General features: G+C 61.2%; 25 protein-coding genes and 1 pseudogene. 1 reads left to right on the plus strand and 25 read right to left on the minus strand.

What is annotated here, in order from left to right:
- Positions 1-162: 162 nt before the first annotated feature.
- The 4 genes from fliA to flhA all read right to left on the minus strand — a co-directional run bounded on the left by fliA (position 163) and on the right by flhA (position 5,325).
- Positions 163-903 (minus strand): RNA polymerase sigma factor FliA, encoded by a 741-nt coding sequence (gene fliA, locus J5M57_RS06140; RefSeq protein WP_007920004.1) that lies wholly within the window; start codon positions 901-903, stop codon positions 163-165.
- Positions 900-1,730, minus strand: a complete 831-nt coding sequence (gene fleN, locus J5M57_RS06145; RefSeq protein ID WP_003222917.1) for a flagellar synthesis regulator FleN — start codon at positions 1,728-1,730, stop codon at positions 900-902. The genes fliA and fleN overlap by 4 nt, the downstream gene beginning before the upstream one ends.
- 113 nt (positions 1,731-1,843) lie before the next feature.
- The gene (gene flhF, locus J5M57_RS06150) at positions 1,844-3,184 is read right to left on the minus strand and encodes a flagellar biosynthesis protein FlhF (protein WP_064586593.1); all 1,341 of its coding nucleotides are present in this window, start codon (positions 3,182-3,184) and stop codon (positions 1,844-1,846) included.
- 11 nt (positions 3,185-3,195) lie between these two features.
- Positions 3,196-5,325: a flagellar biosynthesis protein FlhA gene (gene flhA, locus J5M57_RS06155; RefSeq protein ID WP_207848210.1), complete on the minus strand. Its 2,130-nt coding sequence runs from the start codon at positions 5,323-5,325 to the stop codon at positions 3,196-3,198.
- A gap of 633 nt (positions 5,326-5,958) precedes the next feature.
- Here flhA and J5M57_RS06160 point away from each other — a divergent pair.
- Positions 5,959-6,318 (plus strand): hypothetical protein, encoded by a 360-nt coding sequence (locus tag J5M57_RS06160; protein ID WP_169840960.1) that lies wholly within the window; start codon positions 5,959-5,961, stop codon positions 6,316-6,318.
- A gap of 243 nt (positions 6,319-6,561) precedes the next feature.
- Here the strand turns inward: J5M57_RS06160 and J5M57_RS06165 are convergent.
- The 21 genes and pseudogenes from J5M57_RS06165 to J5M57_RS06265 form a co-directional block, all read right to left on the minus strand.
- Positions 6,562-6,684, minus strand: a pseudogene (locus J5M57_RS06165) (flagellar biosynthetic protein FlhB); the annotation flags it as partial.
- 11 nt (positions 6,685-6,695) lie between these two features.
- Positions 6,696-6,938: a hypothetical protein gene (locus J5M57_RS06170; protein WP_207848211.1), complete on the minus strand. Its 243-nt coding sequence runs from the start codon at positions 6,936-6,938 to the stop codon at positions 6,696-6,698.
- Between the two features lie 188 nt (positions 6,939-7,126).
- On the minus strand, positions 7,127-8,266 hold the full coding sequence (gene flhB, locus J5M57_RS06175) for a flagellar biosynthesis protein FlhB (RefSeq protein ID WP_064586588.1): 1,140 nt from the start codon (positions 8,264-8,266) through the stop codon (positions 7,127-7,129).
- A 3-nt stretch (positions 8,267-8,269) separates the two neighbouring features.
- Entirely contained in the window at positions 8,270-9,055 is a 786-nt protein-coding gene (gene fliR / locus J5M57_RS06180; RefSeq protein ID WP_064586587.1) for a flagellar biosynthetic protein FliR, read from the minus strand.
- A 3-nt stretch (positions 9,056-9,058) separates the two neighbouring features.
- Entirely contained in the window at positions 9,059-9,328 is a 270-nt protein-coding gene (fliQ, locus tag J5M57_RS06185; protein ID WP_064586586.1) for a flagellar biosynthesis protein FliQ, read from the minus strand.
- Positions 9,325-10,083, minus strand: coding sequence for a flagellar type III secretion system pore protein FliP (gene fliP, locus J5M57_RS06190; RefSeq protein WP_003222895.1), 759 nt, complete (start codon positions 10,081-10,083; stop codon positions 9,325-9,327). Before fliP ends, fliQ begins: the two co-directional genes overlap by 4 nt.
- Positions 10,083-10,529 carry a flagellar biosynthetic protein FliO gene (gene fliO / locus J5M57_RS06195; protein WP_207848212.1) on the minus strand — a complete coding sequence of 149 codons (447 nt, stop codon included), beginning with the start codon at positions 10,527-10,529 and terminating at the stop codon, positions 10,083-10,085. The genes fliP and fliO overlap by 1 nt, the downstream gene beginning before the upstream one ends.
- Positions 10,530-10,991: a flagellar motor switch protein FliN gene (fliN, locus tag J5M57_RS06200; RefSeq protein ID WP_164747895.1), complete on the minus strand. Its 462-nt coding sequence runs from the start codon at positions 10,989-10,991 to the stop codon at positions 10,530-10,532.
- A gap of 53 nt (positions 10,992-11,044) precedes the next feature.
- Positions 11,045-12,013, minus strand: coding sequence for a flagellar motor switch protein FliM (gene fliM / locus J5M57_RS06205; protein ID WP_003222890.1), 969 nt, complete (start codon positions 12,011-12,013; stop codon positions 11,045-11,047).
- A 9-nt stretch (positions 12,014-12,022) separates the two neighbouring features.
- Positions 12,023-12,526 (minus strand): flagellar basal body-associated protein FliL, encoded by a 504-nt coding sequence (fliL, locus tag J5M57_RS06210; RefSeq protein ID WP_064586583.1) that lies wholly within the window; start codon positions 12,524-12,526, stop codon positions 12,023-12,025.
- Positions 12,527-12,733: 207 nt separating this feature from the next.
- On the minus strand, positions 12,734-14,116 hold the full coding sequence (locus tag J5M57_RS06215; RefSeq protein ID WP_207848213.1) for a flagellar hook-length control protein FliK: 1,383 nt from the start codon (positions 14,114-14,116) through the stop codon (positions 12,734-12,736).
- 105 nt (positions 14,117-14,221) lie between these two features.
- Positions 14,222-14,569 carry an Hpt domain-containing protein gene (locus J5M57_RS06220; protein WP_207848214.1) on the minus strand — a complete coding sequence of 116 codons (348 nt, stop codon included), beginning with the start codon at positions 14,567-14,569 and terminating at the stop codon, positions 14,222-14,224.
- A gap of 31 nt (positions 14,570-14,600) precedes the next feature.
- Positions 14,601-16,301, minus strand: a complete 1,701-nt coding sequence (locus J5M57_RS06225; RefSeq protein ID WP_169840965.1) for a fused response regulator/phosphatase — start codon at positions 16,299-16,301, stop codon at positions 14,601-14,603.
- Between the two features lie 5 nt (positions 16,302-16,306).
- Positions 16,307-16,612, minus strand: coding sequence for an STAS domain-containing protein (locus J5M57_RS06230; protein WP_207848215.1), 306 nt, complete (start codon positions 16,610-16,612; stop codon positions 16,307-16,309).
- A 157-nt stretch (positions 16,613-16,769) separates the two neighbouring features.
- Positions 16,770-17,219, minus strand: coding sequence for a flagellar export protein FliJ (gene fliJ, locus J5M57_RS06235; protein WP_064586578.1), 450 nt, complete (start codon positions 17,217-17,219; stop codon positions 16,770-16,772).
- A gap of 6 nt (positions 17,220-17,225) precedes the next feature.
- Positions 17,226-18,584 (minus strand): flagellar protein export ATPase FliI, encoded by a 1,359-nt coding sequence (gene fliI / locus J5M57_RS06240; protein ID WP_207848216.1) that lies wholly within the window; start codon positions 18,582-18,584, stop codon positions 17,226-17,228.
- The gene (gene fliH / locus J5M57_RS06245; RefSeq protein ID WP_169840969.1) at positions 18,574-19,380 is read right to left on the minus strand and encodes a flagellar assembly protein FliH; all 807 of its coding nucleotides are present in this window, start codon (positions 19,378-19,380) and stop codon (positions 18,574-18,576) included. Before fliH ends, fliI begins: the two co-directional genes overlap by 11 nt.
- A 4-nt stretch (positions 19,381-19,384) precedes the next feature.
- Positions 19,385-20,404 (minus strand): flagellar motor switch protein FliG, encoded by a 1,020-nt coding sequence (gene fliG / locus J5M57_RS06250; RefSeq protein WP_207848217.1) that lies wholly within the window; start codon positions 20,402-20,404, stop codon positions 19,385-19,387.
- Positions 20,397-22,184, minus strand: coding sequence for a flagellar basal-body MS-ring/collar protein FliF (gene fliF / locus J5M57_RS06255; RefSeq protein WP_064586575.1), 1,788 nt, complete (start codon positions 22,182-22,184; stop codon positions 20,397-20,399). The genes fliG and fliF overlap by 8 nt, the downstream gene beginning before the upstream one ends.
- 15 nt (positions 22,185-22,199) lie before the next feature.
- Complete coding sequence (gene fliE, locus J5M57_RS06260; RefSeq protein WP_064586574.1) at positions 22,200-22,529, minus strand: flagellar hook-basal body complex protein FliE; 330 nt, start codon at positions 22,527-22,529, stop codon at positions 22,200-22,202.
- Between the two features lie 127 nt (positions 22,530-22,656).
- A complete protein-coding gene (locus J5M57_RS06265; RefSeq protein WP_169840970.1) occupies positions 22,657-24,048 on the minus strand; it encodes a sigma-54 dependent transcriptional regulator in 1,392 nt (463 codons plus the stop codon).
- Positions 24,049-24,050: the final 2 nt, after the last annotated feature.

The raw sequence follows: 24,050 nt of genomic DNA on the forward strand, positions 1-24,050 counted from the left end.
TGTCCAATTCGACCTCCAAGCAGTCTTAAACGCGCCCAGCACCTGGACGCGCCATTTCAATCAATCCGGCAAAGCACTCGATGACTGTCTGGAGCACAACAGAGCAAGACCGGTGCCGTTCATCACCGCACCAGCCTCGTTCGCAGTGTCCCCACACTGCCTTCAGCGCGCTCGCCACTCCCCCAAACGCCCCCGCAAGCGGGCCGCGCACTGGCTGTGTAACTGGCTGACCCGCGATTCACTGACGCCAAGGACTTCACCGATTTCCTTGAGGTTCAGCTCTTCGTCGTAGTACAGCGCCAACACCAGTCGCTCACGCTCCGGCAAATTGGCAATCGCGTCCGCCAGCGCTGCCTGGAAGCGTTCATCTTCCAGATCGCGTGACGGCTCAAGATGAGCACTGGCGCCATCCTCGTGCAGCCCTTCGTGTTCGCCGTCCTGCAACAGGTCGTCGAAACTGAACAGCCGGCTGCCCAGCGTGTCATTCAAAATCCCGTAGTAATCGTCGAGACTCAATTGGAGTTCGGCCGCAACTTCGTGATCTTTAGCATCACGGCCGGTTTTAGCTTCAATTGAGCGAATTGCGTCGCTGACCATACGGGTGTTGCGGTGAACCGAGCGTGGTGCCCAATCCCCTTTGCGCACTTCGTCGAGCATCGCGCCGCGGATTCGAATGCCCGCGTACGTTTCGAAACTGGCGCCCTTGCTGGCGTCATATTTGGTCGAAACTTCAAGCAGACCGATCATCCCGGCCTGAATCAGATCCTCGACCTGCACACTCGCCGGCAAGCGCGCCAGCAAGTGATAGGCAATGCGCTTGACCAGTGGCGCGTAACGCTCGATCAACTCGTACTGCGCGTCACGTGCCGACTTCTTGTAGTAGTTCATACCGCTCGCGGTCATAACACAGGCCCTGCTGTTTGCTGCACGAGGCGCTCGACGAAAAACTCCAGGTGACCGCGCGGGTTGGCAGGCAGCGGCCAGGTATCGACCTTCTGCGCGATCGCCTTGAACGCCAGCGCGCACTTGGAACGCGGGAAGGCTTCATAGACCGCTCGCTGCTTCTGCACTGCCTTGCGCACGCTTTCGTCGTACGGCACCGCGCCGACGTATTGTAAGGCGACGTCGAGGAAACGATCCGTGACCTTGGTCAACTTGGCGAACAGGTTGCGCCCTTCCTGCGGGCTCTGCGCCATGTTGGCGAGGACGCGGAAGCGGTTCATGCCATAGTCGCGGTTGAGCAGTTTGATCAGCGCGTAGGCGTCGGTGATCGAGGTCGGCTCGTCGCAGACCACCAGCAACACTTCCTGCGCTGCGCGAACGAAACTGACTACCGAGTCACCAATACCCGCAGCGGTATCAATCACCAGCACATCGAGGTTGTCGCCGATGTCGCTGAAGGCCTGAATCAGACCGGCGTGTTGCGCCGGGCTCAGATGAACCATGCTTTGCGTGCCGGACGCGGCCGGCACGATGCGGATCCCGCCGGGACCCTGCAACAGCACGTCGCGCAGCTCGCAGCGGCCTTCGATCACGTCGGCCAGTGTACGTTTGGGGGTCAGTCCCAGCAGAACGTCAACGTTCGCCAGCCCCAGGTCGGCGTCCAGCAGCATGACCCGACGGCCAAGCTCTGCCAGCGCCAGAGACAAGTTCACTGACACGTTAGTCTTGCCGACGCCACCTTTGCCGCCGGTCACCGCGATCACCTGTACGGGATGCATGCTGCCCATGTTATTTCTTTACCTTGTCTTGCATAGACGGAGGCCACATTACTGGCTGCGCGTTCTCAACCGGAACAATGCATGGCAGACCATCGATGTAGGTACAAAAACTGTTCATTACCTCAGCCAACCTGCTTGGTCGGGCTGTGGTAGATATCAGCGAACATGTCAGCCATGGCTTCTTCGCTGGGTTCTTCCTGCATTTGCACGCTGACGGCGCGGCTGACCAGTTGATGACGCCGCGGCAGATGCAGATCATCCGGAATCCGTGGGCCATCGGTCAGGTACGCGACCGGCAATTCATGACTGATCGCCAGGCTCAACACTTCGCCAAGGCTGGCCGTCTCATCCAGTTTAGTCAGGATGCAGCCGGCAAGCCCGCAACGCTTATAACTGTGATAAGCGGCGGTTAGAACCTGTTTCTGGCTGGTGGTTGCCAGAACCAGATAATTTTTTGAACGGATGCCACGCCCGGCCAGGCTTTCCAGCTGCATGCGCAGTGCCGGATCGCTGGCCTGCAGGCCGGCGGTATCGATCAGCACCACGCGTTTGCGCAGCAACGGATCCAGCGCCTGCACCAGCGACTGGCCCGGATCAACGTGGGTCACCGGCACATTGAGAATCCGCCCCAGGGTCTTGAGTTGTTCCTGCGCGCCGATGCGGAAGCTGTCCATGCTGACCAGCGCGACATTCTGCGCGCCGTACTTGAGCACGTAGCGCGCGGCGAGCTTGGCCAGGGTGGTGGTCTTGCCCATGCCGGCCGGGCCGACCATGGCAATGATACCGCCCTCTTCCAGCGGCTCGACTTCCGGTACGGAAATCATCCGCGCCAGGTGCGCGAGCAGCATGCGCCAGGCCTGACGCGGTTCTTCGATGTCAGTGATCATCGCCAGCAGGTCGCGCGACAACGGGCCGGACAGGCCGATACGTTGCAGACGGCGATACAGGTTGGCTTGCGCCGGACGACTGCCCTGCAGTTGATTCCAGGCCAGGGTGCCGAGTTGCACTTCCATCAGCTCGCGCAGGCTGTTGAGTTCGAAACGCATCGAGTCCAGTGCACGCGGATCGACACCGCCGGACGCCTGTGCAGGTGCCGGGGCCGGACGCGCCGGGGCGGCGTAAGTCGGTTCGCTCAGCGGCTCGGCAGCGGTCAGCGGCAGGCCGGCCGTCAACGGCAGCCCGGCGAAGATCTGGCGATTGCTATTGCCATCGGCTTCGCCACGCAGGCTCAGCTCGGCCTGGGCGGTGACGATGCGCGACTGGGTCTTGCGCAGCTCATCTTCGAGTTCCATGTTCGGTACCCGTGGCGCCAGCGCCGACAATTTGTAATCCAGTGCCGCCGTCAACTCGACACCGCCGGCAATGCGGCGGTTGCCAATGATGGCGGCATCAGCGCCCAGCTCATCACGAACCAGCTTCATGGCCTGACGCATATCGGCGGCAAAGAAACGCTTAACTTGCATAAACCACTACCTCAGCCGTTGGGCCCTACTGTCGCAACGATGGTCACTTGCTTGTTGTCCGGTATTTCCTGGTAGGCCAGCACGTGCAGCCCTGGGACGGCGAGGCGGCCAAAGCGCGAGAGCATCGCGCGGATCGGGCCTGCTACCAACAGGATCACCGGCTGACCTTGCATTTCCTGACGCTGCGCCGCTTCGATGAGCGAACGCTGCAGCTTCTCGGCCATGCTTGGCTCCAGCAGAACGCCCTCTTCCGAGCCTTGTCCTGCCTTCTGCAGACTATTGAGCAATATTTGTTCCAACCTTGGTTCCAAGGTGATCACAGGCAGCTCGGAGTCAGTGCCTACAATGCTTTGGACGATGGCGCGGGATACGCCGACGCGTACGGCGGCCACCAACGCGGCGGTATCTTGACTCTTGGCGGCGTTGTTGGCGATCGCTTCGGCAATGCTGCGGATATCGCGCACCGGCACGTGTTCGGCCAGCAGCGCCTGCAGCACTTTGAGCAACTGCGACAGCGAGACCACACCCGGCACCAGCTCTTCAGCCAGTTTCGGCGAGCTTTTGGCCAACAATTGCATGAGTTGCTGCACTTCTTCGTGGCCGATCAGCTCACTGGAGTGCTTGTACAGAATCTGGTTCAAGTGGGTCGCGACCACGGTACTGGCGTCGACCACGGTGTAACCGAGCGACTGCGCCTGCGCACGCTGGCTGACTTCGATCCACACCGCTTCCAGACCGAAAGCCGGATCTTTGGCGGTAATGCCGTTGAGCGAGCCGTAGACCTGTCCCGGGTTGATCGCCAGTTCGCGGTCCGGGTAGATCTCGGCTTCGGCGAGGATCACGCCCATCAGGGTCAGGCGATAGGCGCTCGGCGCCAGATCGAGGTTGTCGCGGATGTGCACGGTCGGCATCAGAAAGCCCAGATCCTGCGAAAGCTTCTTGCGCACGCCCTTGATCCGCGCCAGCAATTGCCCACCCTGATTGCGATCCACCAGCGGGATCAGGCGATAGCCGACCTCGAGGCCAATCATGTCGATCGGGGTCACGTCATCCCAGCCCAGCTCCTTGGTTTCCATGGCGCGGGCCGGCGACGGCAGCAGTTCCTGCTGACGCTGAACTTCTTGCAGCGCCTGGACCTTGGCGACGTTCTGCTTTTTCCAGAACAGGTAAGCGCCACCGGCCGCCAGCGCAGCCATGCTCAGGAACGAGAAGTGCGGCATGCCCGGCACCAGGCCCATGACCGCCATCAGACCGGCCGCCACCGCCAAGGCTTTGGGCGAAGCGAACATCTGCCGATTGATCTGTTTGCCCATGTCTTCCGAACCGGAAGCACGGGTCACCATGATCGCGGCCGCTGTCGATAACAACAGTGATGGCAATTGCGCCACCAAACCGTCACCGATGGTCAGCAAGGCGTACACCTTGCCAGCGTCGGCGAACGACATGTTGTGCTGGAAGATACCGACGGCCATGCCGCCGATGAGGTTGATGAACAGAATCAGCAGGCCAGCGATGGCGTCACCACGGACGAACTTGCTGGCACCATCCATCGAACCGTAGAACTCGGCTTCCTGGGCCACTTCCTGGCGGCGCAGCTTCGCCTGGTTCTGGTCGATCAGGCCGGCGTTGAGGTCGGCGTCGATCGCCATTTGTTTGCCGGGCATCGCATCGAGGGTGAAACGCGCGCTCACCTCGGAAATCCGCCCGGCACCCTTGGTCACCACGACGAAGTTGATGATCATCAGAATCGCGAAGACCACGATACCGACCACGTAGTTACCGCCGATCACCACCTCACCAAAGGCCTGGATCACCTTACCGGCGGCGGCGTGGCCGTCCTGACCGTGGAGCATCACCACCCGCGTCGAGGCCACGTTCAACGCCAGCCGCAGCAGCGTCGCCACCAGCAGAATGGTCGGGAACACCGCAAAATCCAGCGGTCGCAGCGCGTACACGCAGACCAGCAGCACGACAATCGACAGGGCGATGTTGAAGGTGAAGAACACGTCCAGCAGGAACGGCGGCACTGGCAGCATCATCATCGCCAGCATGACCAGCAGCAACAACGGCACGCCCAGATTGCCTCGACTGAGGTCGGCAATGTTCGAGCGTGCGCTGTTGATTAACTGAGAGCGATCCACCGGTTTTCCCCGTTCCTTTAAAGCAAACTTTTGACGCCCAAAGCAGGCGCACGGCGGCTACTGCAAGAAGCCTTCCAACTTTTGCCGGGGAATGAAATAGAGAGGAAGGTGAACGCGACCAATGTAGGCCTTCGCCTGCTCGCGATGAGGATTTTCCAGTCAATACAATCAAACCACACAGACCGCTATCGCGAGCAGGCGAAGGCCTACAGGGAAATGCATTGCAAATGTCAGATTGAAATGCAATCCAAATGTGGGTGCGAGCCCGCTCGCGAAGGGGCCAGTGCAGTCAGCGCAAATCGTCTTTTAAACTCCGGCGTTTAAAAGACACCTTCAGACACGCCTCCAAGGCTACACATCCTTGCGCCATTGCCTACAGCTACGCCAGAATCCGCCGGCTTGTGCGCCTTGGGGGCGGGCTCTACTGTGGATAGGTCGCTGACGAATCAGCGATCGGGTCTCGCAGCCCGTCGATCTCTGGACGCACAACACCCGCTTTTTTATGGCGGCTGTACGTGGGAGACCTTCGGGTCTGCCGGTTCTAGAGTCCCGGTCTGCGACCCGCGTATAGCTGCCACCTCCTTTTCGTATCGCAGCGAAAGGTCGCGGGCCCATCGACTCTAGGAGCTTCACATGATCAAACCAACGCCAAACCCGCCCGAAACCGACCCCACCTCCCCCTACGAATCCCTCGATTCGAAAAAGCTCCACGATGCCGCCGACCGTGCGCTCGACCACTACCTCTGCACGCCCGGCTCCACTCCACCGCCGCGTAGAACCCGCAGGATGTACGCCGTTACCGCCGACTTCAAAAACGAGGAGTTGCTGGCCAACGCCTGCGAAACACTGGCTTCAGCCAGAACCATCACCAACGACTTTGCCCATCTCATACCCGCATCACAGCGCAGGACGCTGCAGGGTATCGCGCAACTGATAATGCTTGGGGAACTGGCGGTGAATCGAGTGCTGGATAATCTGGAGCTGCCGGACTAAGAAGTCAGGCAAGCCCCTGTGGCGAGGGAGCTTGCTCCCGCTGGGCTGCGCAGCAGACCCAAACCTGCCCACTCGATCCTCCAGGCCGACCGCGCGCTCTGGTTTCACGACTGCTGCGCAGCCGAGCGGGAGCAAGCTCCCTCGCCACGGTGATTGCGGCAGGAGCCTAAGCATCATTGGGTCGGGCATAAAAAAACCGTCGCACCGGTCAATCGGGGCGGCGGTTTTTTCATCACAGTGAGGTCAAGAATCGCGGCGCAAATCCGGCGGGATCGGCAAATCGTCCTTCAGCGAATCCGGACGCTTGCCCTAGCCGGCGCGGTACTGGCGGATCTGGTAAACGCAGGCCAGCACCTGGGCGACTGATTTCTGGAAAACTAATACTTCAGGTTCGTGGCTTCGCCATCAGCCTTTGATGGCTTATCGAATTCGACCGCATTACCCTTTTTGATCTTCACGCGCCCGGCCTCGGCCAATGGAATGCTGAACGGGTAATCCTGCGCAAACATGACGCCCGCCGCCGCCGCGCCAAAAGAAAACCCTTGCGCTACAGGATCTGCATCTGGAGTGATGGTGCCTTTGCCGGTTTTCGGATCATAACGATTGAACGTACCTTTCATTGCCTTGCTCCCTTACAGGCGCGCGAAATGCGCGGAATCACCGCGCAATCAAACGGCAAAATGAAGGCAAGCACACCTGTCAGAGTTGACAGGTCATGCCCGTTTTCAGACCAAAGGCATCCGTCTCGGGAAAATGTCGGCGCCTGGAATGACGCTTTCGCGAGCAGGCCATCCGAGGCGCAGCAGGATCAAGAATCGCGGCGCAAATCCGGCGGGATCGGCAGATCGTCCTTCAGCGGGTCCGGACGCTTGCCCTTGCCGGCGCGGTACTGGCGGATCTGATAGACGTAGGCCAGCACTTGGGCGACCGCCAGGTACAGGCCGCCCGGGATTTCCTGCTCCAATTCGGTGGAGTAGTAGATCGAACGTGCCAGCCCCGGCGATTCGAGGAGCATGACGTTGTTGGCGACGGCGATTTCGCGGATCTTCAGCGCGAGGAAATCGCTGCCCTTGGCCAGCAGCATCGGCGCCCCGCCCTTCTCCGCGTCGTACTTGAGCGCAACGGCGTAGTGGGTCGGGTTGGTGATGACCACGTCGGCGTCAGGAATCGCCGCCATCATCCGCCGTTGCGACATCTCGCGCTGGGTCTGGCGGATGCGCTGCTTGACCTCTGGCCGGCCTTCCTGATCTTTGTGCTCGTCACGCACTTCCTGCTTGGTCATCAGCAGTTTCTTGTGGCTTTCCCAGAGCTGCACCGGCACATCGACGGCGGCGATGATGATCAGGCCGCAGGCCAGCCACAGCGAACTCCAGCCAACCAGTGTCACGCTATGAATGATCGCCTGCTCAAGCGGCTCGTGGGCGATGCGCAGGAAGTCATCGATGTCTGCCGACAACACCATCAGCGCCACGAACAGCGTGATCAGAAACTTGGCCAGCGCCTTGACCAACTCGATCACCGCTTTCATCGAGAACATGCGCTTGAGGCCGGCGCCCGGGTTCATCCGGCTGAATTTCGGCGCCATGGAGCCCGCCGCGAACAGCCAGCCACCGAGGGAAATCGGCCCGATCAGCGCAGCCAGCAACAGGGTGATCATGACCGGCTGAATCGCCACCAGGGCGATCTTGCCCGAGACCAGCAGAAACGTGCCCATGGATTTCTCATCCATGATCACTTCCCGCGACAGCGTGAAATTCAGGCGCATCAGGTCCATCAGCTCCTGCGCCAGCAGGCCGCCGAAGATCAGCAGGCCGCCGGCCCCCGCGAGCATCACCGCCAGGGTGTTGAGCTCTTTGGAACGAGCAATCTCACCCTTCTCCCGGGAGTCCTTTTTACGTTTCTCCGTGGGGTCTTCTGTTTTGTCCTGACCGCTTTCGCTCTCAGCCATGCCTCAGCGCGCCCGTGCCAGTTCGCGTAGCAACTGCAAGGCCTCGGTGGCCAGCGGTTGATACTGATTGAGAATGTCCGCCAGACCGACCCAGACAATGAACAGGCCAAGGACCAGGGTCAGCGGAAAACCGATGGAGAAGATGTTCAATTGCGGCGCGGCGCGGGTCATCACGCCGAACGCGATGTTGACCACCAGCAGCGCCGTGACCGCCGGCAACACCAGCAACAGCGCCGCCCCCAGCACCCAGCCGAGTTTGCCGGCCAGCTCCCAGTATTGCGCCGTCATCAACCCGCCGCCGACGGGCAGCGTGGTGAAGCTTTCGGTGAGCACTTCGAAGACCACCAGATGGCCGTTCATCGACAGGAACAGCAAGGTCACCAGCATGGTGAAGAACTGGCCGATCACCGCCACCGAGACGCCGTTGGCCGGGTCGACCATCGAGGCGAAGCCCATGCCCATCTGGATCGCGACAATCTGCCCGGCCACGGCAAACGCCTGGAAGAACAGTTGCAGGGAAAACCCAAGCACCGCACCGACCAGAATCTGCTCGGCGATCAGCAACCAGCCACTGAGCGCAAGCGGACTGACCTCCGGCATCGGCGGCAGCCCCGGGGCAATGCACACGGTAATGGCCACGGCGAAATACAGACGTATCCGGCGCGACACCAACGTGGTGCCGAACACCGGCATGACCATCAGCATCGAGGCGACGCGAAACAGCGGCAACATGAACGCCGCCACCCAGCTACTGATCTGGGTGTCGGTCAGCTGAAGCAGCGATTGCATGGCTCAGCCGATGACCATCGGGATGTTTTTGTAGAGCTGGATGATGTATTCCATGAAGGTCTGCACGATCCACGGACCGGCAACGATCAGGGTCACCAGCATCACCAGCAGACGCGGCAGGAAGCTCAGGGTCTGTTCGTTGATCTGCGTCGCGGCCTGGAACATCGCCACCAGCAGGCCGACCAACAGGCTCGGCACCACCAGAATGGCGACCATCATCGTGGTCAGCCACAGCGCTTCACGAAAGATATCGACCGCAACTTCCGGCGTCATGGCGAAACACCCCCGAAGCTACTGGCCAGAGTGCCGATGATCAGCGCCCAGCCATCCACCAGCACGAACAGCATGATTTTGAACGGCAGGGAAATGATCAGCGGCGACAGCATCATCATACCCATCGCCATCAGCACACTGGCCACGACCAGGTCGATGATCAGGAACGGAATGAAGATCATGAAGCCGATCTGGAACGCGGTTTTCAGCTCGGAGGTGACGAACGCCGGCACCAGAATGGTCAGCGGTGCCTGATCCGGAGTGGCAATGTCGGTGCGCTTGGACAGGCGCATGAACAGCTCCAGATCGCTGGTGCGGGTCTGGGCGAGCATGAAGTCCTTGATCGGCACCTGGGCCTTTTCCACTGCTTGCTGCGCGGTGAGTTTTTCTGCCAGGTACGGCTGCAGCGCATCGTTGTTCACCCGGTCGAACACCGGCGCCATGATGAACATGGTGAGGAACAGCGCCATGCCGGTGAGGATCTGGTTCGACGGCGTCTGTTGCAGGCCGAGGGCCTGACGCAGGATCGAGAAGACGATGATGATCCGGGTAAAACTGGTCATCAGAATCACGGCCGCCGGAATGAAGCTCAGGGCGGTCATGATCAGCAGGATCTGCAGGCTGACCGAATACTCCTGCGCGCCATCGGCGTTGGTGCCCAGCGTGATCGCCGGGATCGACAACGGATCGGCGGCGAACGCCAGCGGCGCGGCCAGCATCAGGGCCAGCGTCAAGACGATGCGTAGCGCACCCATTACTTCTTATCCTTCTGATCCTTGCCGAGAATCTTCAGCAGATGCTGGGCAAATTCCGGGGTCGCTTTCTCGGCAGTGCTCGGCACCTGTACCGGCTCCTTGAGCACATGCAGTGCGGTGATGGTGCCGGGGCTGAGGCCAAGCAGAATCTGCTCGTTGCCGACCTGCACCAGCATCAGCCGATCACGCGGACCGAGAGCGCGGGAGCCGATCAGCTCGATCACCTGACCCTTGCCCGCAGGACCCGCCTGCTGCACCCGGCGCAGCAGCCAGGCGAGGAAGAAGATCAACCCCAGCACCAGCAACAGGCCGAACACCAGTTGTGTCAGTTGACCCGCCACGCCACTGCCGATTGCCGGCGCGACCGCCGTGGCGGTCGTTGCAGCAGGTTCAGCGGCCAGCACACTCAACGGCAGCGCCAGCAGCGCCCACAGGAACCGTTTCACTCAGCGCAGCTTCTTGATGCGTTCGCTTGGGCTGATCACGTCAGTCAGGCGGATGCCGAACTTCTCGTTGACCACCACCACTTCACCGTGCGCGATCAGCGTGCCGTTGACCAGCACGTCCAGCGGCTCGCCGGCCAGACGATCGAGCTCGATCACCGAACCCTGGTTCAGTTGCAGCAGGTTGCGAATGTTGATGTCGGTGCTGCCCACTTCCATCGAGATCGACACCGGGATATCGAGGATCACGTCCAGGTTCGGACCGTCCAGGGTGACCGGATCGTTGTTCTTCGGCACGCTGCCGAACTCTTCCATCGGCAGACGGTTGGAGCTTGCGGCGCCAGCGTCGGCGGCCAGCAGCGCGTCGATGTCGGCCTGGCTGCCATCACCGGTCTCTTCCAGGGCCGCAGCCCATTCGTCGGCCAGTGCCTGGTCGTCCTGGGCGTTCATTTCGTCGTTCATCATTTGTCCTCGGCGGGCAACAATTCAGTTAAATGCGTGGGGGTGAGCGCGCCGCTTCAGCGACGCTCGATCGGCTCGATCACTTGCAACGCGAGGTTGCCTTTGTGCGAGCCCATCTTGACCTTGAAGGCCGGTACGCCGTTGGCGCGCATGATCATGTCTTCCGGCATTTCGACCGGGATCACATCCCCCGGCTGCATGTGCAGGATGTCGCGCAGCTTCAACTGGCGGCGGGCCACGGTGGCGCCGATCGGCACGTCGACATCGAGCACGTCCTGACGCAGGGCGTTGACCCAGCGCTCGTCCTGATCGTCGAGGTCCGACTGGAAACCGGCGTCGAGCATCTCGCGCACCGGCTCGATCATCGAGTACGGCATGGTCACGTGCAGGTCACCGCCACCGCCATCGAGTTCGATGTGGAAGGTGGAGACCACAATCGCTTCGCTCGGGCCGACGATGTTGGCCATGGCCGGGTTCACTTCCGAGTTGATGTACTCGAAATTGACTTCCATGATCGCCTGCCAGGCTTCCTTCAGATCGACGAACGCCTGCTCCAGCACCATGCGCACCACACGCAGTTCGGTCGGGGTGAACTCACGCCCTTCGATCTTCGCGTGACGGCCGTCGCCGCCGAAGAAGTTGTCCACCAGCTTGAACACCAGTTTGGCGTCGAGAATGAACAGCGCGGTGCCGCGCAGCGGTTTGATCTTGACCAGGTTGAGGCTGGTCGGCACGTACAGCGAGTGCACGTATTCGCCGAACTTCATCACCTGGACGCCACCGACGGCGACGTCTGCCGAGCGGCGCAGCATGTTGAACATGCTGATGCGGGTGTAACGGGCAAAACGCTCGTTGATCATTTCCAGAGTCGGCATGCGTCCGCGGACGATGCGATCCTGGCTGGTCAGGTCGTAGCTTTTGACACTGCCGGGTTCGGCAGCGTTATCGGTCTGTACCAGACCATCGTCGACGCCATGCAACAGCGCGTCGATTTCATCCTGGGACAGCAGATCCTGCACGGCCATGTCGTGTTCCTACTGCAGTACGAAATTAGTGAAAAGCAACTGTTCGATCACCACTTTGCCCAGCTCTTTCTGCGCCACTTCCTGGACGCTGGCTGTGGCCTTCTGGCGCAACATCTCTTGCCCGACCGGGGTCGCCAGCGTGGCGAAATCCTGACCGGAGAAGAGCATCACCAGGTTGTTGCGGATCACCGGCATGTGCACTTTGAGCGCCTCCAGATCGGCCTGGTTACGCGCCAGCATGGTGATGCTCACCTGCATGTAGCGCTGACGGCCGTTCTGGTTGTAGTTGGCGACGAACGCCGGCGCCATCGGCTCGAAAATCGCTGGCTGCTTGCCGGTCGGCGCGGCTTCGGCCGCTGCGGCAGGCTTGCTCTGAGCACTGTGCATGAAGTACCAGGTCGCGCCCACGGACACACCGATCGCCAGCAGCAGAGCCACCACGATCAGGATGATCATCTTGAGTTTGCCTTTGGTCGCGGGGTCTTTTACAGCTGCTGCTTCACTCTTCGCCATGCCAATAATCCGTCACTATTCGGGTTTTCACAGTCGCACGGCAAGGCAAGAGCAAGTGTTATGCCAGAAGTGTCGGAGGAAGGGGCCTGCAAGAAATCGACGAGAGCCAAAAGCAAAAGATCACAGCCTTCGGCAGCTCCTACATTGGAAGGTGTACACCCTGTAGGAGCTGCCGAAGGCTGCGATCTTTTAGTGTCGCCGCAATCGTCAGGCGTAATAGTCGACCGCGCTGCTGCCAATCACGCTGGTGGTTTGCGCAGCGGCTTCAGCCACTGCCGCCGGCGCCAATTCTTCATCGGCCGAATCCAGACGCCCCCCAGCGGCGCTGGTGCGGCCACTCTGGCCCTGCTGCGCCTGTTCCTGGCCCTGCTGACCCTGCCAGCCACGGCTCTGGTCGGAGACGTTGACGTCGACCTGGCCCATGCCCTGCTGGGTAAACATGTCGCGCAGGCGGTGCATCTGGCCGTCGAGGGCTTCACGCACACTTGGGTGCGCACTCATGAACGTCACTTGGGTCTGCTGGTCAGGAACCATGTTGACCCGAATGTCCAGACGCCCGAGCTCGGCCGGCTGCAATTGAATGTCGGCAGCCTTCAGGTTGGCGCTCGACAGGTACATGACGCGGTTGACGATTTCTTCGGTCCAGCCGCTCTGGTGCATGGCGATCGGTTGGTTCACCGGCACCGCGTTCGCGGTTTTCGGGGTGGCCGCCTGGGTCAGCGCCGCCAGACGGTTGGCGAAATCATCGACACGGGTATCGCTGGTGGCGGACTTGAGATCTTTAAGGCCGTCGTCAATCAGGCCGCTGAAGGTTTTCTCGCCATTCTGACTGGTGCTGTCCTTGTCGGCCTGCACGTCGAGCATGCTGGCCATGCCGGCGGCAAAGGTCTGCGCCGAAGTCAATTCACCGTCGGCCTGAGTCTGGGCCGGCGTAGCCTTGGGTTGTGCCTGACTGCTGGCGGAAATATGCCCGCCCTGCTCCATCGCCATGCGCACCGCTGGCAGCGAGTCGAGGGGATCGGCCGCCGGGTCGAAATCGCTGTCGGTGGAGGCCGCCGGATCTTTGACCACCGCCGGCGCGACGCTAGCCGCCACCTGCGGTGTTTCGGCTTTGGCCAGTGCCGGGGTTTCAGCAACGGGGGCTGGCACCACGGGCGTGGTCACCAGCGGCTGGACGGTTTGCGCCAGGGCCGGATCCAGCGCCGGATCAACCGGGGTGGCATCGGCCACCGGCGTCTGCGCCGAGTCGGCGGCAGCATCGTCGCTGGCTTGCTGATCATCCGCCGCCGTCGAGGCTGGCTTGTCGGCAGGCAAGGCATTGCCGCTATCGGCAACGGTCTGTTGCGCGGCGGCAGGGGATGACTTGCCGGCGTCCTGTTTATTGCTGTTGTCGGCGACCTTGTCACGCGCCGGTTTCAACGAGTTATCGGTGCTGACGAGGGTCTTTTTCGGGCCCTGATCGGCGAACACCTGAGCGAAGCTTGAGGCCTTGTCCCCGGTGTCTGCGGCCATGACCGGCGCTTTCGCTGCAGCGGCTTGCGCTTTGGCCTGGGCGGCAGATTGAAGAAGAACATTGGGGGTCGCAGGCATGACACGGTCTCCGCTGCACTGGGATCGTAGGTACAGTTGCGGTGGGTTATTGCAAGTGTCGGGCCAGATTTGTCCGGCGCTTGAGAAAAGCGCCGGACGGCGGGATCAGTGAGTATGAGCGTGGTGTTTTTCGTTTTCGTAAACCGGGCGAACTTCGGCAAACTCAACGCTGATCTCAGCGACCAGTTTGACGATTTCCGTCGGGCTCTTGTCTTTGGCGCCCGACTCCAGTTGCCGGCAAAGCTCGGCCAGGCGAATGGCGCCCATATTGCTGGCGCTGCCTTTGAAGCTATGGGCCACCTCCGACAACGCCTTGGGATCCGCTGCATCTCGCAGCTCGACCAAGCGATTTTCGGAATCCGTCAGAAAGGTATCCAGAAGCTCTGGATAGCCGTCCTCCATCACTTCGCGCAACGCGTTCAGCGCGTCGCGATCCACATTTTTATCAGCCACTTGTTCACTCCTTGATCAAGAATTGCGCGAATTATGCCTCAACCTCCCAGGAAAACTCCACGCGGGCACTGCGACCTTCGTCCGACCAACTGGCGTTTCGACCCAGTTGCCGGACCAGACTGACGCCGCGCCCCGACAAACGGACGCCGTCCAGCGGCCGCTCCATGACCCGCGCCACATCAAAACCCTTGCCGCTGTCTTCGACACGAATCACCAGGCTGCCGCCCGCGCCTTGTGGCTGCACCTGCAAATGCACGCGGACAAAGCCCTCCTGCAGCGCCTCCAGCCGCTCGCTGCGCTGTTGATAGTAGCGAGTGAAACCTGCCGCATCGCGCTTGAGACTGGAATCCAGACCGAGCACGCCGTGCTCCAGCGCATTGGAATACAACTCGGCCAGCACGCTGTACAAAGCACCACTCTGCCCGCGCAGCCCATGCACCTCAAGCAGCAACTGCAACAGGAACGGCAAGGGATTGAAACGCCTGAGCGTGGCGCCGCGAAATTCGAAGCTCACCGACCAGTCGAGCGGGCATGACTGACCGCTGTCGGAATACACCGGCGTCGACGGCTTGACCTGCGCAGGTTCCAGCAGGCTGACCTCGACCATGCTGACATCGTCGCGCGCCTCGCCACGAAAGTCCTGCAGCGCCTGCTCGATATCCTCGAACAAGCGATCCGGCTCGCGATTGGCGGCGAACACCTGCTGCAAACGCTCGACGCCGAACAGTTGATCATTGGCATTGCTGGTGTCGATCACACCGTCGGACAACAGAAACACCCGATCACCGACGAGCATCGGATGCACTTGCGTACGGTCATCGAACGCCTGCACGCTCAGCACTCCCAACGGCAAATGCCGGGCCGCCAGCGGCACGCGCTCGCCGCTGGCAATCCGGTGCAGATAACCGTCAGGCATGCCGCCGTTCCACACCTCCACCGAGCGCCGCTGGAAACTCAGGCAGAGCATGGTCGCGCAGCAGAACATGTCCACTGGCAGGATGCGCTTGAGCTTGGCGTTCATTTCGCGCAGGGTCTCGGCCAGGCCGTAGCCCTTGGCGGTCATGCCGTAAAACACTTCGGCCAGTGGCATCGCCCCCACTGCGGCCGGCAAGCCGTGACCGGTGAAATCGCCCAGCAGCACATGCATGTCGCCCGCCGGGGTGTACGCCGCCAGCAGCAGATCGCCGTTGAATAACGCGTAGGGCGATTGCAAGTAGCGAATGTTCGGCGCGCTCAGGCATCCCGAGTGCGCAACCTTGTCGAACACTGCTTTGGCAACACGCTGTTCGTTGAGCAGATAATCGTGATGCCTGGCGATCTGGTCGCGCTGTTGCAGCACCGTGGCCTGCAACCGGCGCAAGCGATCCATTGCCTTGATTTTGGCGGCGAGAATCACTGGGTTGTAAGGCTTCGCCAGAAAGTCGTCACCCCCGGCGTCCAGGCAACGGGCCAGCGCTTCGCTTTCGGTCAGCGAGGTCAGGAAGATGATCGGCACCAGGGTTTCCCCCGCCAGCGCCTTGATCTGCCGCGCCGCTTCGAAGCCATCCATCACCGGCATCATCGCGTCCATCAGCACCAGATGCGGCTGTTGCCGACGAAAGATCTCGACCGCTTCTGCGCCATTGGCCGCCGTCAGCACCTGGTGGCCTTGACGGCGAACGATGGTGGATAGCAACAGGCGATCAGCGGCGCTGTCTTCGGCAATCAGGATCGTCAGCGGCTCATCTTGCATGGCGCTCAGGCCACGTCGAATATTTGTTCGAAATTGGAGATCGCAAGGATTTTACGAACATCGGCGTTAGCGTTAGTCAGCTTGATCTTGGCACTCTCTCCGCCAGCATGATCACGCAATAGCAGCAACATCCCAAGTGCAGAGCTATCGAGATAAGTGGCCTCTTTCAAATCCACTTCGATAAATCCGGGTTTCTGGCTTACTTTTTCATAAGACTCTCGAAACTCCTGATGCTTGGCAAAATCGAACCGCCCCCTGACCAAAATCGTCAGTTTTTGACCATCCTGAGAGACTTCTGTAACGACTGACATTGACTGGCTTCCTTGTCATTGACGAACGTGTACAAGGTTTAGCACTTGGACAGGTTTGGGGCAAGGCGGGAAGCCAGATCAAAAGATCGCAGCCTTCGGCAGCTCCTGCACCGATTATCTGTAGGAGCTGCCGAAGGCTGCGATCTTTTGATCTTGTTTAAAACGGCTCGTGGCGCGGCAAGCGCTGCGACAACTCGTCCAGCAGTTTCTGCTCGCGCTTGTCTTCAAGGCGTTGCGCTTCTTCGCGATAGCGCTGCACCAGCTTGCGCAAACCTTCGACCTTGGCGAACGCCTGCTGCCATTCCTCACGGGCCTTGTCGAGCTTGTTCTGGTGCCAGACCAGGCTCTGGCGCTGTTGGTCGATGGCGGTGTCCAGTTGCGCCAGAAAGCCGTGGTAACCCAGCAGCCATTGCCCGGACACCCCGTCGCTGCCGCGCACGATCCACTGTTCCTGATAATCGAGACGAAAGGCATCGAGGTCGGCGAGTTTGCTTTCGGCCACTTTGACCTGGCCTTGGAAATAGCCCAGCCGCTGCACGGCGGTTTTCTCGGCCTTCTCGGCCATTTCCACCACCGGCGCCAGACGTGCGGCGCGACTCACGGCCATCGCCGGTTACCCGCCTGCCGCCGGCGCGAACAGGGTTTCCAGATAGGCCTGGCTTTCGCCCATGTTGATCTTGTCGTTCAGCCCCTGACGCTGGTAGCGGGTCAGTTGCGGCTGCAGCGAGATCGCCAGGTCCGTCTCGCGATCACCGCCGGCCACGTAGGCACCGACGCTGATCAGGTCGCGGCTCTGCTGATAACGCGACCACAGTTGCTTGAAGTATTGCGCACGCTGCATATGCTCTGCCGAGACCACGGCCGGCATGACCCGGCTGATCGAGGCTTCGATGTCGATGGCCGGGTAGTGACCTTCCTCGGCCAGACGCCGGGACAGCACGATGTGACCATCGAGCACGCCCCGCGCCGAGTCGGCAATCGGGTCCTGCTGGTCATCGCCCTCGGACAACACGGTGTAGAACGCGGTGATCGAACCCCCGCCCTTCTCCGCATTACCAGCGCGCTCCACCAGTTTCGGCAGTTTGGCGAACACCGAAGGCGGATAGCCCTTGGTTGCCGGAGGCTCGCCGATGGCCAAGGCGATTTCCCGCTGGGCCTGGGCAAAACGGGTCAACGAATCCATCAGCAACAGGACGTTCTTGCCCTTGTCGCGGAAATACTCGGCGATTCGCGTGCAGTACATGGCCGCGCGCAGACGCATCAGTGGTGCATCGTCCGCAGGGGACGCGACGACCACGGAACGCTTGAGGCCTTCTTCACCGAGAATGTGCTCGATGAACTCTTTAACTTCTCGACCCCGCTCACCGATCAGGCCGACGACGATGATGTCGGCCTCGGTGAAGCGCGTCATCATGCCCAGCAGCACCGACTTACCGACACCGGTACCGGCGAACAGACCCAGACGCTGACCGCGTCCGACCGTCAGCAAACCGTTGATGCAACGGATGCCGACGTCCAGCGGGACGTGGATCGGGTCACGGTTGAGCGGGTTGATCGTCGGGCCGTCCATCGGCACCCAGTCTTCGGCTTTCATCCCGCCCTTGCCGTCCAGCGCACGTCCGGCACCGTCGAGCACGCGGCCGAGCATGCTCATGCCCATTGGCAGGCGACCGGTTTCCGCCAGCGGCACCACGCGGGCCCCCGGGGCAATGCCGGCGACGCTGCCGACCGGCATCAGGAATACTTTGCTGCCGGAAAACCCCATGACTTCCGCTTCCACCTGGGACGGGTGGTAGCTGTCATCGTTGATCACCAGGCAGCGCGTGCCCATGGCGGCGCGCAGGCCTTCGGCTTCGAGGGTCAGGCCAACCATGCGCAGCAGGCGGCCTTCGAGAATCGGCGCACCGGCGATTTCAATAGCTTCGGCATAGGTGCTGAGGCGCTTGGCGAAGCTGGTGCGTTCAAGGCGCATCGGCGGCGTCCGCGAGCGGTTCGTCAGGGGTAGCGGCCGACTTGGGTTCTTCCGGCAGGTCCAGGCTCAGATCCGGCGCGGCCGGGTGCAACGCCTGTTCGTGCAACTGGTCGAACAGCTTGCCCATGACCTGGGTGATACGGGTTTCAATGCTGGCGTCGATCCGGCTGTGCGCGGTTTCAACCCGGCAACCACCGGGCATCAGCGACTCATCCTCGACGATGCGCCAGGATTCTTCGTGACGCTCGCGCAAGGCCTTGGCCTGCTCGAAATCCTGCGGATTGACGTACAGACGCACGTTGTCCACGCCCAACGGCAACAGCTTGAGCGCGTCGCGCATGACGTGTTCGATCTGGCTGGAATCAATCGCCAGTTCGCGCTTGATCACCTGTTTGGTGATGTGTTGCACGAGGTCGACCAGCGACTTTTCGATCTGCGTGTCCTGCTCGGCGATGGGCTCGAACAGGTGCGTCATCAGTTGCTCGAGGCTGGCCAGTTTCGCCGCCAGCGCGACTTCCGCTTCCTGTCGCACCTTGAGCGTGGCGCTGTGAAAACCTTCTTTCTCGCCGATGCCGAAGCCCTCGTTGTAAGCCTCCTGACGGATGCTTTCGAGTTCTTCCAGAGTCAGTGGCTGGACTTCCTCCAGCGGCACTTCTTCCATTTCCGGCGGTTCGGGCTCCGGCTCCGGCTCGGGTTCCGGTTTTGGCGGATCGAAGCTGGGCATGGCCCAGGATTCGAAACCACGAACATCCCGGGCGCGGATCAGATCCGTCACTGACTCGTCATGCTTGTCCATGGGCTTAGATCATTTCCTCGCCACCCTTGCCACCGAGCACGATTTCGCCGGCTTCGGCCATGCGACGGGCAATGGTGAGGATTTCCTTCTGTGCGGTTTCCACATCGCTGACGCGCACCGGGCCTTTGGCCTCGAGATCGTCGCGCAACAGTTCGGCGGCACGTTTGGACATGTTCTTGAAGATCTTCTCCTTGACGCCTTCGTCCGAACCCTTGAGGGCCAGCACCAGCACGTCGGAGGACACTTCGCGCAACAGCGCCTGGATGCCGCGGTCGTCGACGTCGGCCAGGTTGTTGAACACGAACATGAGGTCTTCGATCTGACCGGACAGGTCTTCGTCGACTTCACGGATCGAGTCCATGAGCTGGCCTTCGATCGAGCTGTCGAGGAAGTTCATGATGTCTGCCGCGCGCTTGATACCACCCAGGGTGGTGCGCGAGGCATTCGAGTTGCCGGAGAACTGCTTCTCGAGAATCTGGTTCAGCTCTTTCAGTGCGGCCGGCTGCACGGTGTTCAACGAGGAGACGCGCAGGATGATGTCCAGGCGCACCTTGTGGTCGAAGTTGCCGAGCACTTCACCGGCCTGATCCGGGTCGAGGTACGCGACCACGATGGCCTGGATCTGCGGGTGTTCGTAACGGATCACGTCGGCAACGGCGCGCGGCTCCATCCACTTCAGGCTGTCGAGGCCGCTGGTGTTGCCACCGAGCAGGATGCGGTCGATCAGGCCGTTGGCCTTGTCTTCACCCAACGCCTGGGTGAGCATTTTGCGCACGTAGTCGTCGGAGCCGACGCCGAGGCTGGTCTGGTCGCCGACGATGTCGACGAACTCGCTCATGACCTGCTCGACCTGCTCGCGATGGACGTTGCCCATCTGGGCCATGGCCACACCGACACGCTGAACCTCTTTGGGGCCCATGTGGCGCAGCACTTGCGCGGCATCGGTCGAACCCAGGGACAGCAGCAGAATCGCGGCTTTGTCGACCTTGTTCAGTTTGGCGATTGCTGCTCGGTTATCACTCATCTGCGTTAATCCACTCTTTCACGACCTGAGCCACGCGACCCGGATCCTCGGCCACCAAGCTCTTGATTGCATTCAGTTGTGCGTCGTAACCCTCGCTCGGGCTAGGCAACAGAATGCTCTGCGGACCACCGAGGCTCACGCGGTCGTTGGCCAGGTCGCCGTCCAGGCCGCCCATGCCACCGAGTTCCACGTCGCTGCCCAGACCGGCCAGCTCCTTGCCTTTGCCGCCACCGGTGATGTTGTTCAACACCGGACGCAGCACACCAAACACCAGCACCAGGATGAACAACACACCCAGCACTTGTTTGACGATGTCCCAGAACCATGGCTGGGAGTAGAACGGAATATCGGCGACCACTTCACCGCGCTCGGCGGAGAACGGCATGTTGATCACGCTGACGCTGTCGCCACGGCTGGCGTCGAAACCGACGGCGTCCTGCACCAGACGGGTGAAGCGTGCCAGCTCATCGGCGCTCCACGGCGCACGGGTGGTTTCACCGTTGGCCGCATTGACCTTGACCTGATCGTCGACCACCACCGACACCGACAGACGATTCAGGCGACCCTGCTGCTGTTTGGTGTGGCTGATGGAGCGATCAAGCTCAAAGTTCTTGGTGGATTGTTGACGCTTGTCCGCCGGGTACGGTGCGAGCATCGGCTGGCCGGTGGCCGGGTCCATGATCTGCTGACCGTTGGCGTCAACCAATGGCTGACCTGGCTGGATCATGCCGCTGGAAGCTTGCGCACCACCGGTGGTTTGCGGTGCCGAAGCCGGCGCCGGCGGCTGGTTGCTCAGGGCACCCGGCACACCTTGCGGGCCATTGCTGGCGGTGCGTTGTTCGTTCACCGACTGCTCGCTGCGCAACGCCGGTTGGTCCGGGTTGAACTGCTCGGCGGTGGATTCGACGGCACTGAAATCGATGTCGGCCGAGACTTCAGCCTTGTAGCGATCGTTGCCCAGTACCGGTTGCAGAATGTTGTGCACGCGCTGGGTGAGCATGCTTTCCATGCGGCGGCTGTAATCGAACTGCTTGCCGGCCATGGTCATTTCGGAGTTCTCCGCCTGATCGGAGAGCAGGTTGCCCTTCTGATCGACGACGGTGATCTGCGATTTGCTCAGCTCAGGAACGGAGGTCGCCACCAGGTTGATGATCGCCACCACCTGACCCGGCTCCAGCGAACGCCCGGAATACAGCTCGACCAGTACCGAAGCGCTTGGCTTGCGTTCATCCCGCACGAACACCGAACTCTTCGGAATCGCCAGGTGCACGCGGGCGCCCTTGACGTTGTTCAGGCTGGAGATGGTGCGCGCCAGTTCGCCTTCCAGACCGCGACGGTAGCGCGTCGCTTCCATGAACTGGCTGGTGCCCAGACCCTGTTCCTTGTCGAGGATTTCGAAACCGATGTTGCCGTCGCTGGGAGTGACACCAGCGGCCGCGAGTTTCATCCGCGCACGGGACAGATCGTCAGCCTTGACCAGCAAGGCGCCGGAGTTCGGCTCGACGGTATAGGGAATGTCGGCGGAGGCCAGGGTGTCCATGACCTGCTTGGCGTCCATGCCGGCAAGGCTGCCGTACAACGGACGGTAATCCGGCTGCTGCGACCACAGCACCACGGCAAAGCCAATCGCCACGCTCGCAGCCAGGCCGACCAACAGGCCCACCTGACGCAGCATGGTCATCTCGGAGAGGTTTTCCAGGAAGGACAGGCCGAACAGCGGCGGTTTGCCGTCTATCGGGGTGGCCTTGGCCGGAACGTTATCGGCGACTGCTTCTGCCATGACTCAATCTCGTCCTTAAACCGGCATCTGCATGATGTCTTGATAAGCCTGAACCAGCTTGTTGCGCACCTGGGTCAGAGCCTGGAACGACACGCTGGCTTTCTGCGAGGCGATCATCACGTCGGTCAGATCGACGCCGCTCTTGCCGACTTCAAATGCGTTGGCCAACTGAGTCGACGCCTGCTGGGTATCGCTGACTTTGTTGATGGCCTGACCGAGCATGTCGGAAAAGCTGCTGCCCGCCAGTTCAGGGACAGCGGAAGTCGATTTCGGCGCAGACATGGCATCCATTTGCATGGCCTTCATGTCCATCATCAACCGATTAAATTCAATACCTTGGCTCATGGTCTACTCTCTTGGGCGGCCCGCAATTTTTTGACACTCACTCGGCGGGTACACAGGTGTTAGCAACAAGGGTGCCAGCTATCGGGCAGCCTTTCAGAAAAGCGCGTCCAAACATTCGCGTCAGCGATCAGGTGGCGAACAGATAGCCTTCGACGTCCATCCCGGCATCACGCATTTGCGCCAGCTTGTAGCGCAGGGTGCGCGGGCTGATGCCGAGTTTTTCCGCAGCCTCCTTGCGCCGGCCACGCTCGGTGCGCAGGGTGTCGATGATCATCTGAAACTCCCGGCGCCGCAGGTCATCACCCAGCGCACCGGCGGATTCGGCCTCGACTTCAATCTCGCGCACCAGCGGTTGCACCGGCGCAACAAGGGGCGCTGCGGTAAACGTCACCGCCCCCGTCAGACAGAAATCCTGCGGCTGAATCAACCCGCCCTGTTGGAGAATCAGCGCCCGTTGAATGGCATTATCCAGTTCCCGCACGTTGCCCGGCCACGGGTAACCGGTCAGGCAAGCCTGGGCTTCTGGCGAAAGTTTCGCCGCCGCATGCTTCATTTTATTGACGTGTTTGTTCAGCAACCGCTCAGCCAGCGGCAAGATATCGGCAGTACGCTCGCGAAGTGGACGCCAGGCCAGGGGGAAAACCGACAGACGGTAAAAAAGGTCTTCACGGAAACGCCCCGCCGCGACTTCACCCGCCAGATCACGGTTGGTGGTGGCGACCACGCGAATGTCCAGGGTGATGGGCTTGCGCGCGCCGACGCGCTCGACTTCGCGCTCCTGCAAGACCCGCAGCAACTTGGCCTGCAGGCCCAAGGGCATTTCGGAAATTTCATCGAGCAGAATGGTGCCGCCATCGGCCTGCTCAAACTTGCCGGCCTGCGCCGCAATGGCGCCGGTGAACGAGCCTTTCTCGTGACCGAACAGCGTGGCTTCGAGCATGTTGTCGGGAATCGCCGCACAGTTGATTGCGATGAATGGCTGGCTGGCACGATGGGAATGCTGGTGGATGTAGCGCGCCAGCACTTCCTTGCCGGTGCCGGACTCGCCGGAGATCAATACCGTGGAATCGCTGCGGGCGACCCGCGCCGCCAGCTCCAGCAACTGTGCACTGGCCGGCTCGACCGCCACCGGGCCTTCACTGTCAGCAATGCTGATACTGCCCAGGGCATGCCGCGACACCAGGTCCAGCAGCGCCTTGGGTTCAAATGGCTTGACCAGATAATCCGCCGCGCCCTGGCGCATCGCATCCACCGCACGCTCGACCGCGCCATGAGCGGTCATCAGCAACACCGGCAATTGCGGCTGCCGGGCACGCAGCAGTCCAAGCAGTTGATGGCCGTCCATACCGGGCATGTTGACGTCGCTGACCACCAGACTGAACGCCTCGCGCTCGACTGCCTTCAACGCCTCTTCGGCGCTGCCGACGGCGTGATAGTCGTGCCCGGCCAGTAACAGCGTATCGGCCAGCGCCTCGCGCAACGAGCGGTCATCCTCGACCAGCAAAACCTTGATGCCCATGA

It is taken from the genome of Pseudomonas sp. 86_A (genome assembly GCF_017491705.1).
Taxonomy (GTDB): domain Bacteria; phylum Pseudomonadota; class Gammaproteobacteria; order Pseudomonadales; family Pseudomonadaceae; genus Aquipseudomonas; species Aquipseudomonas koreensis.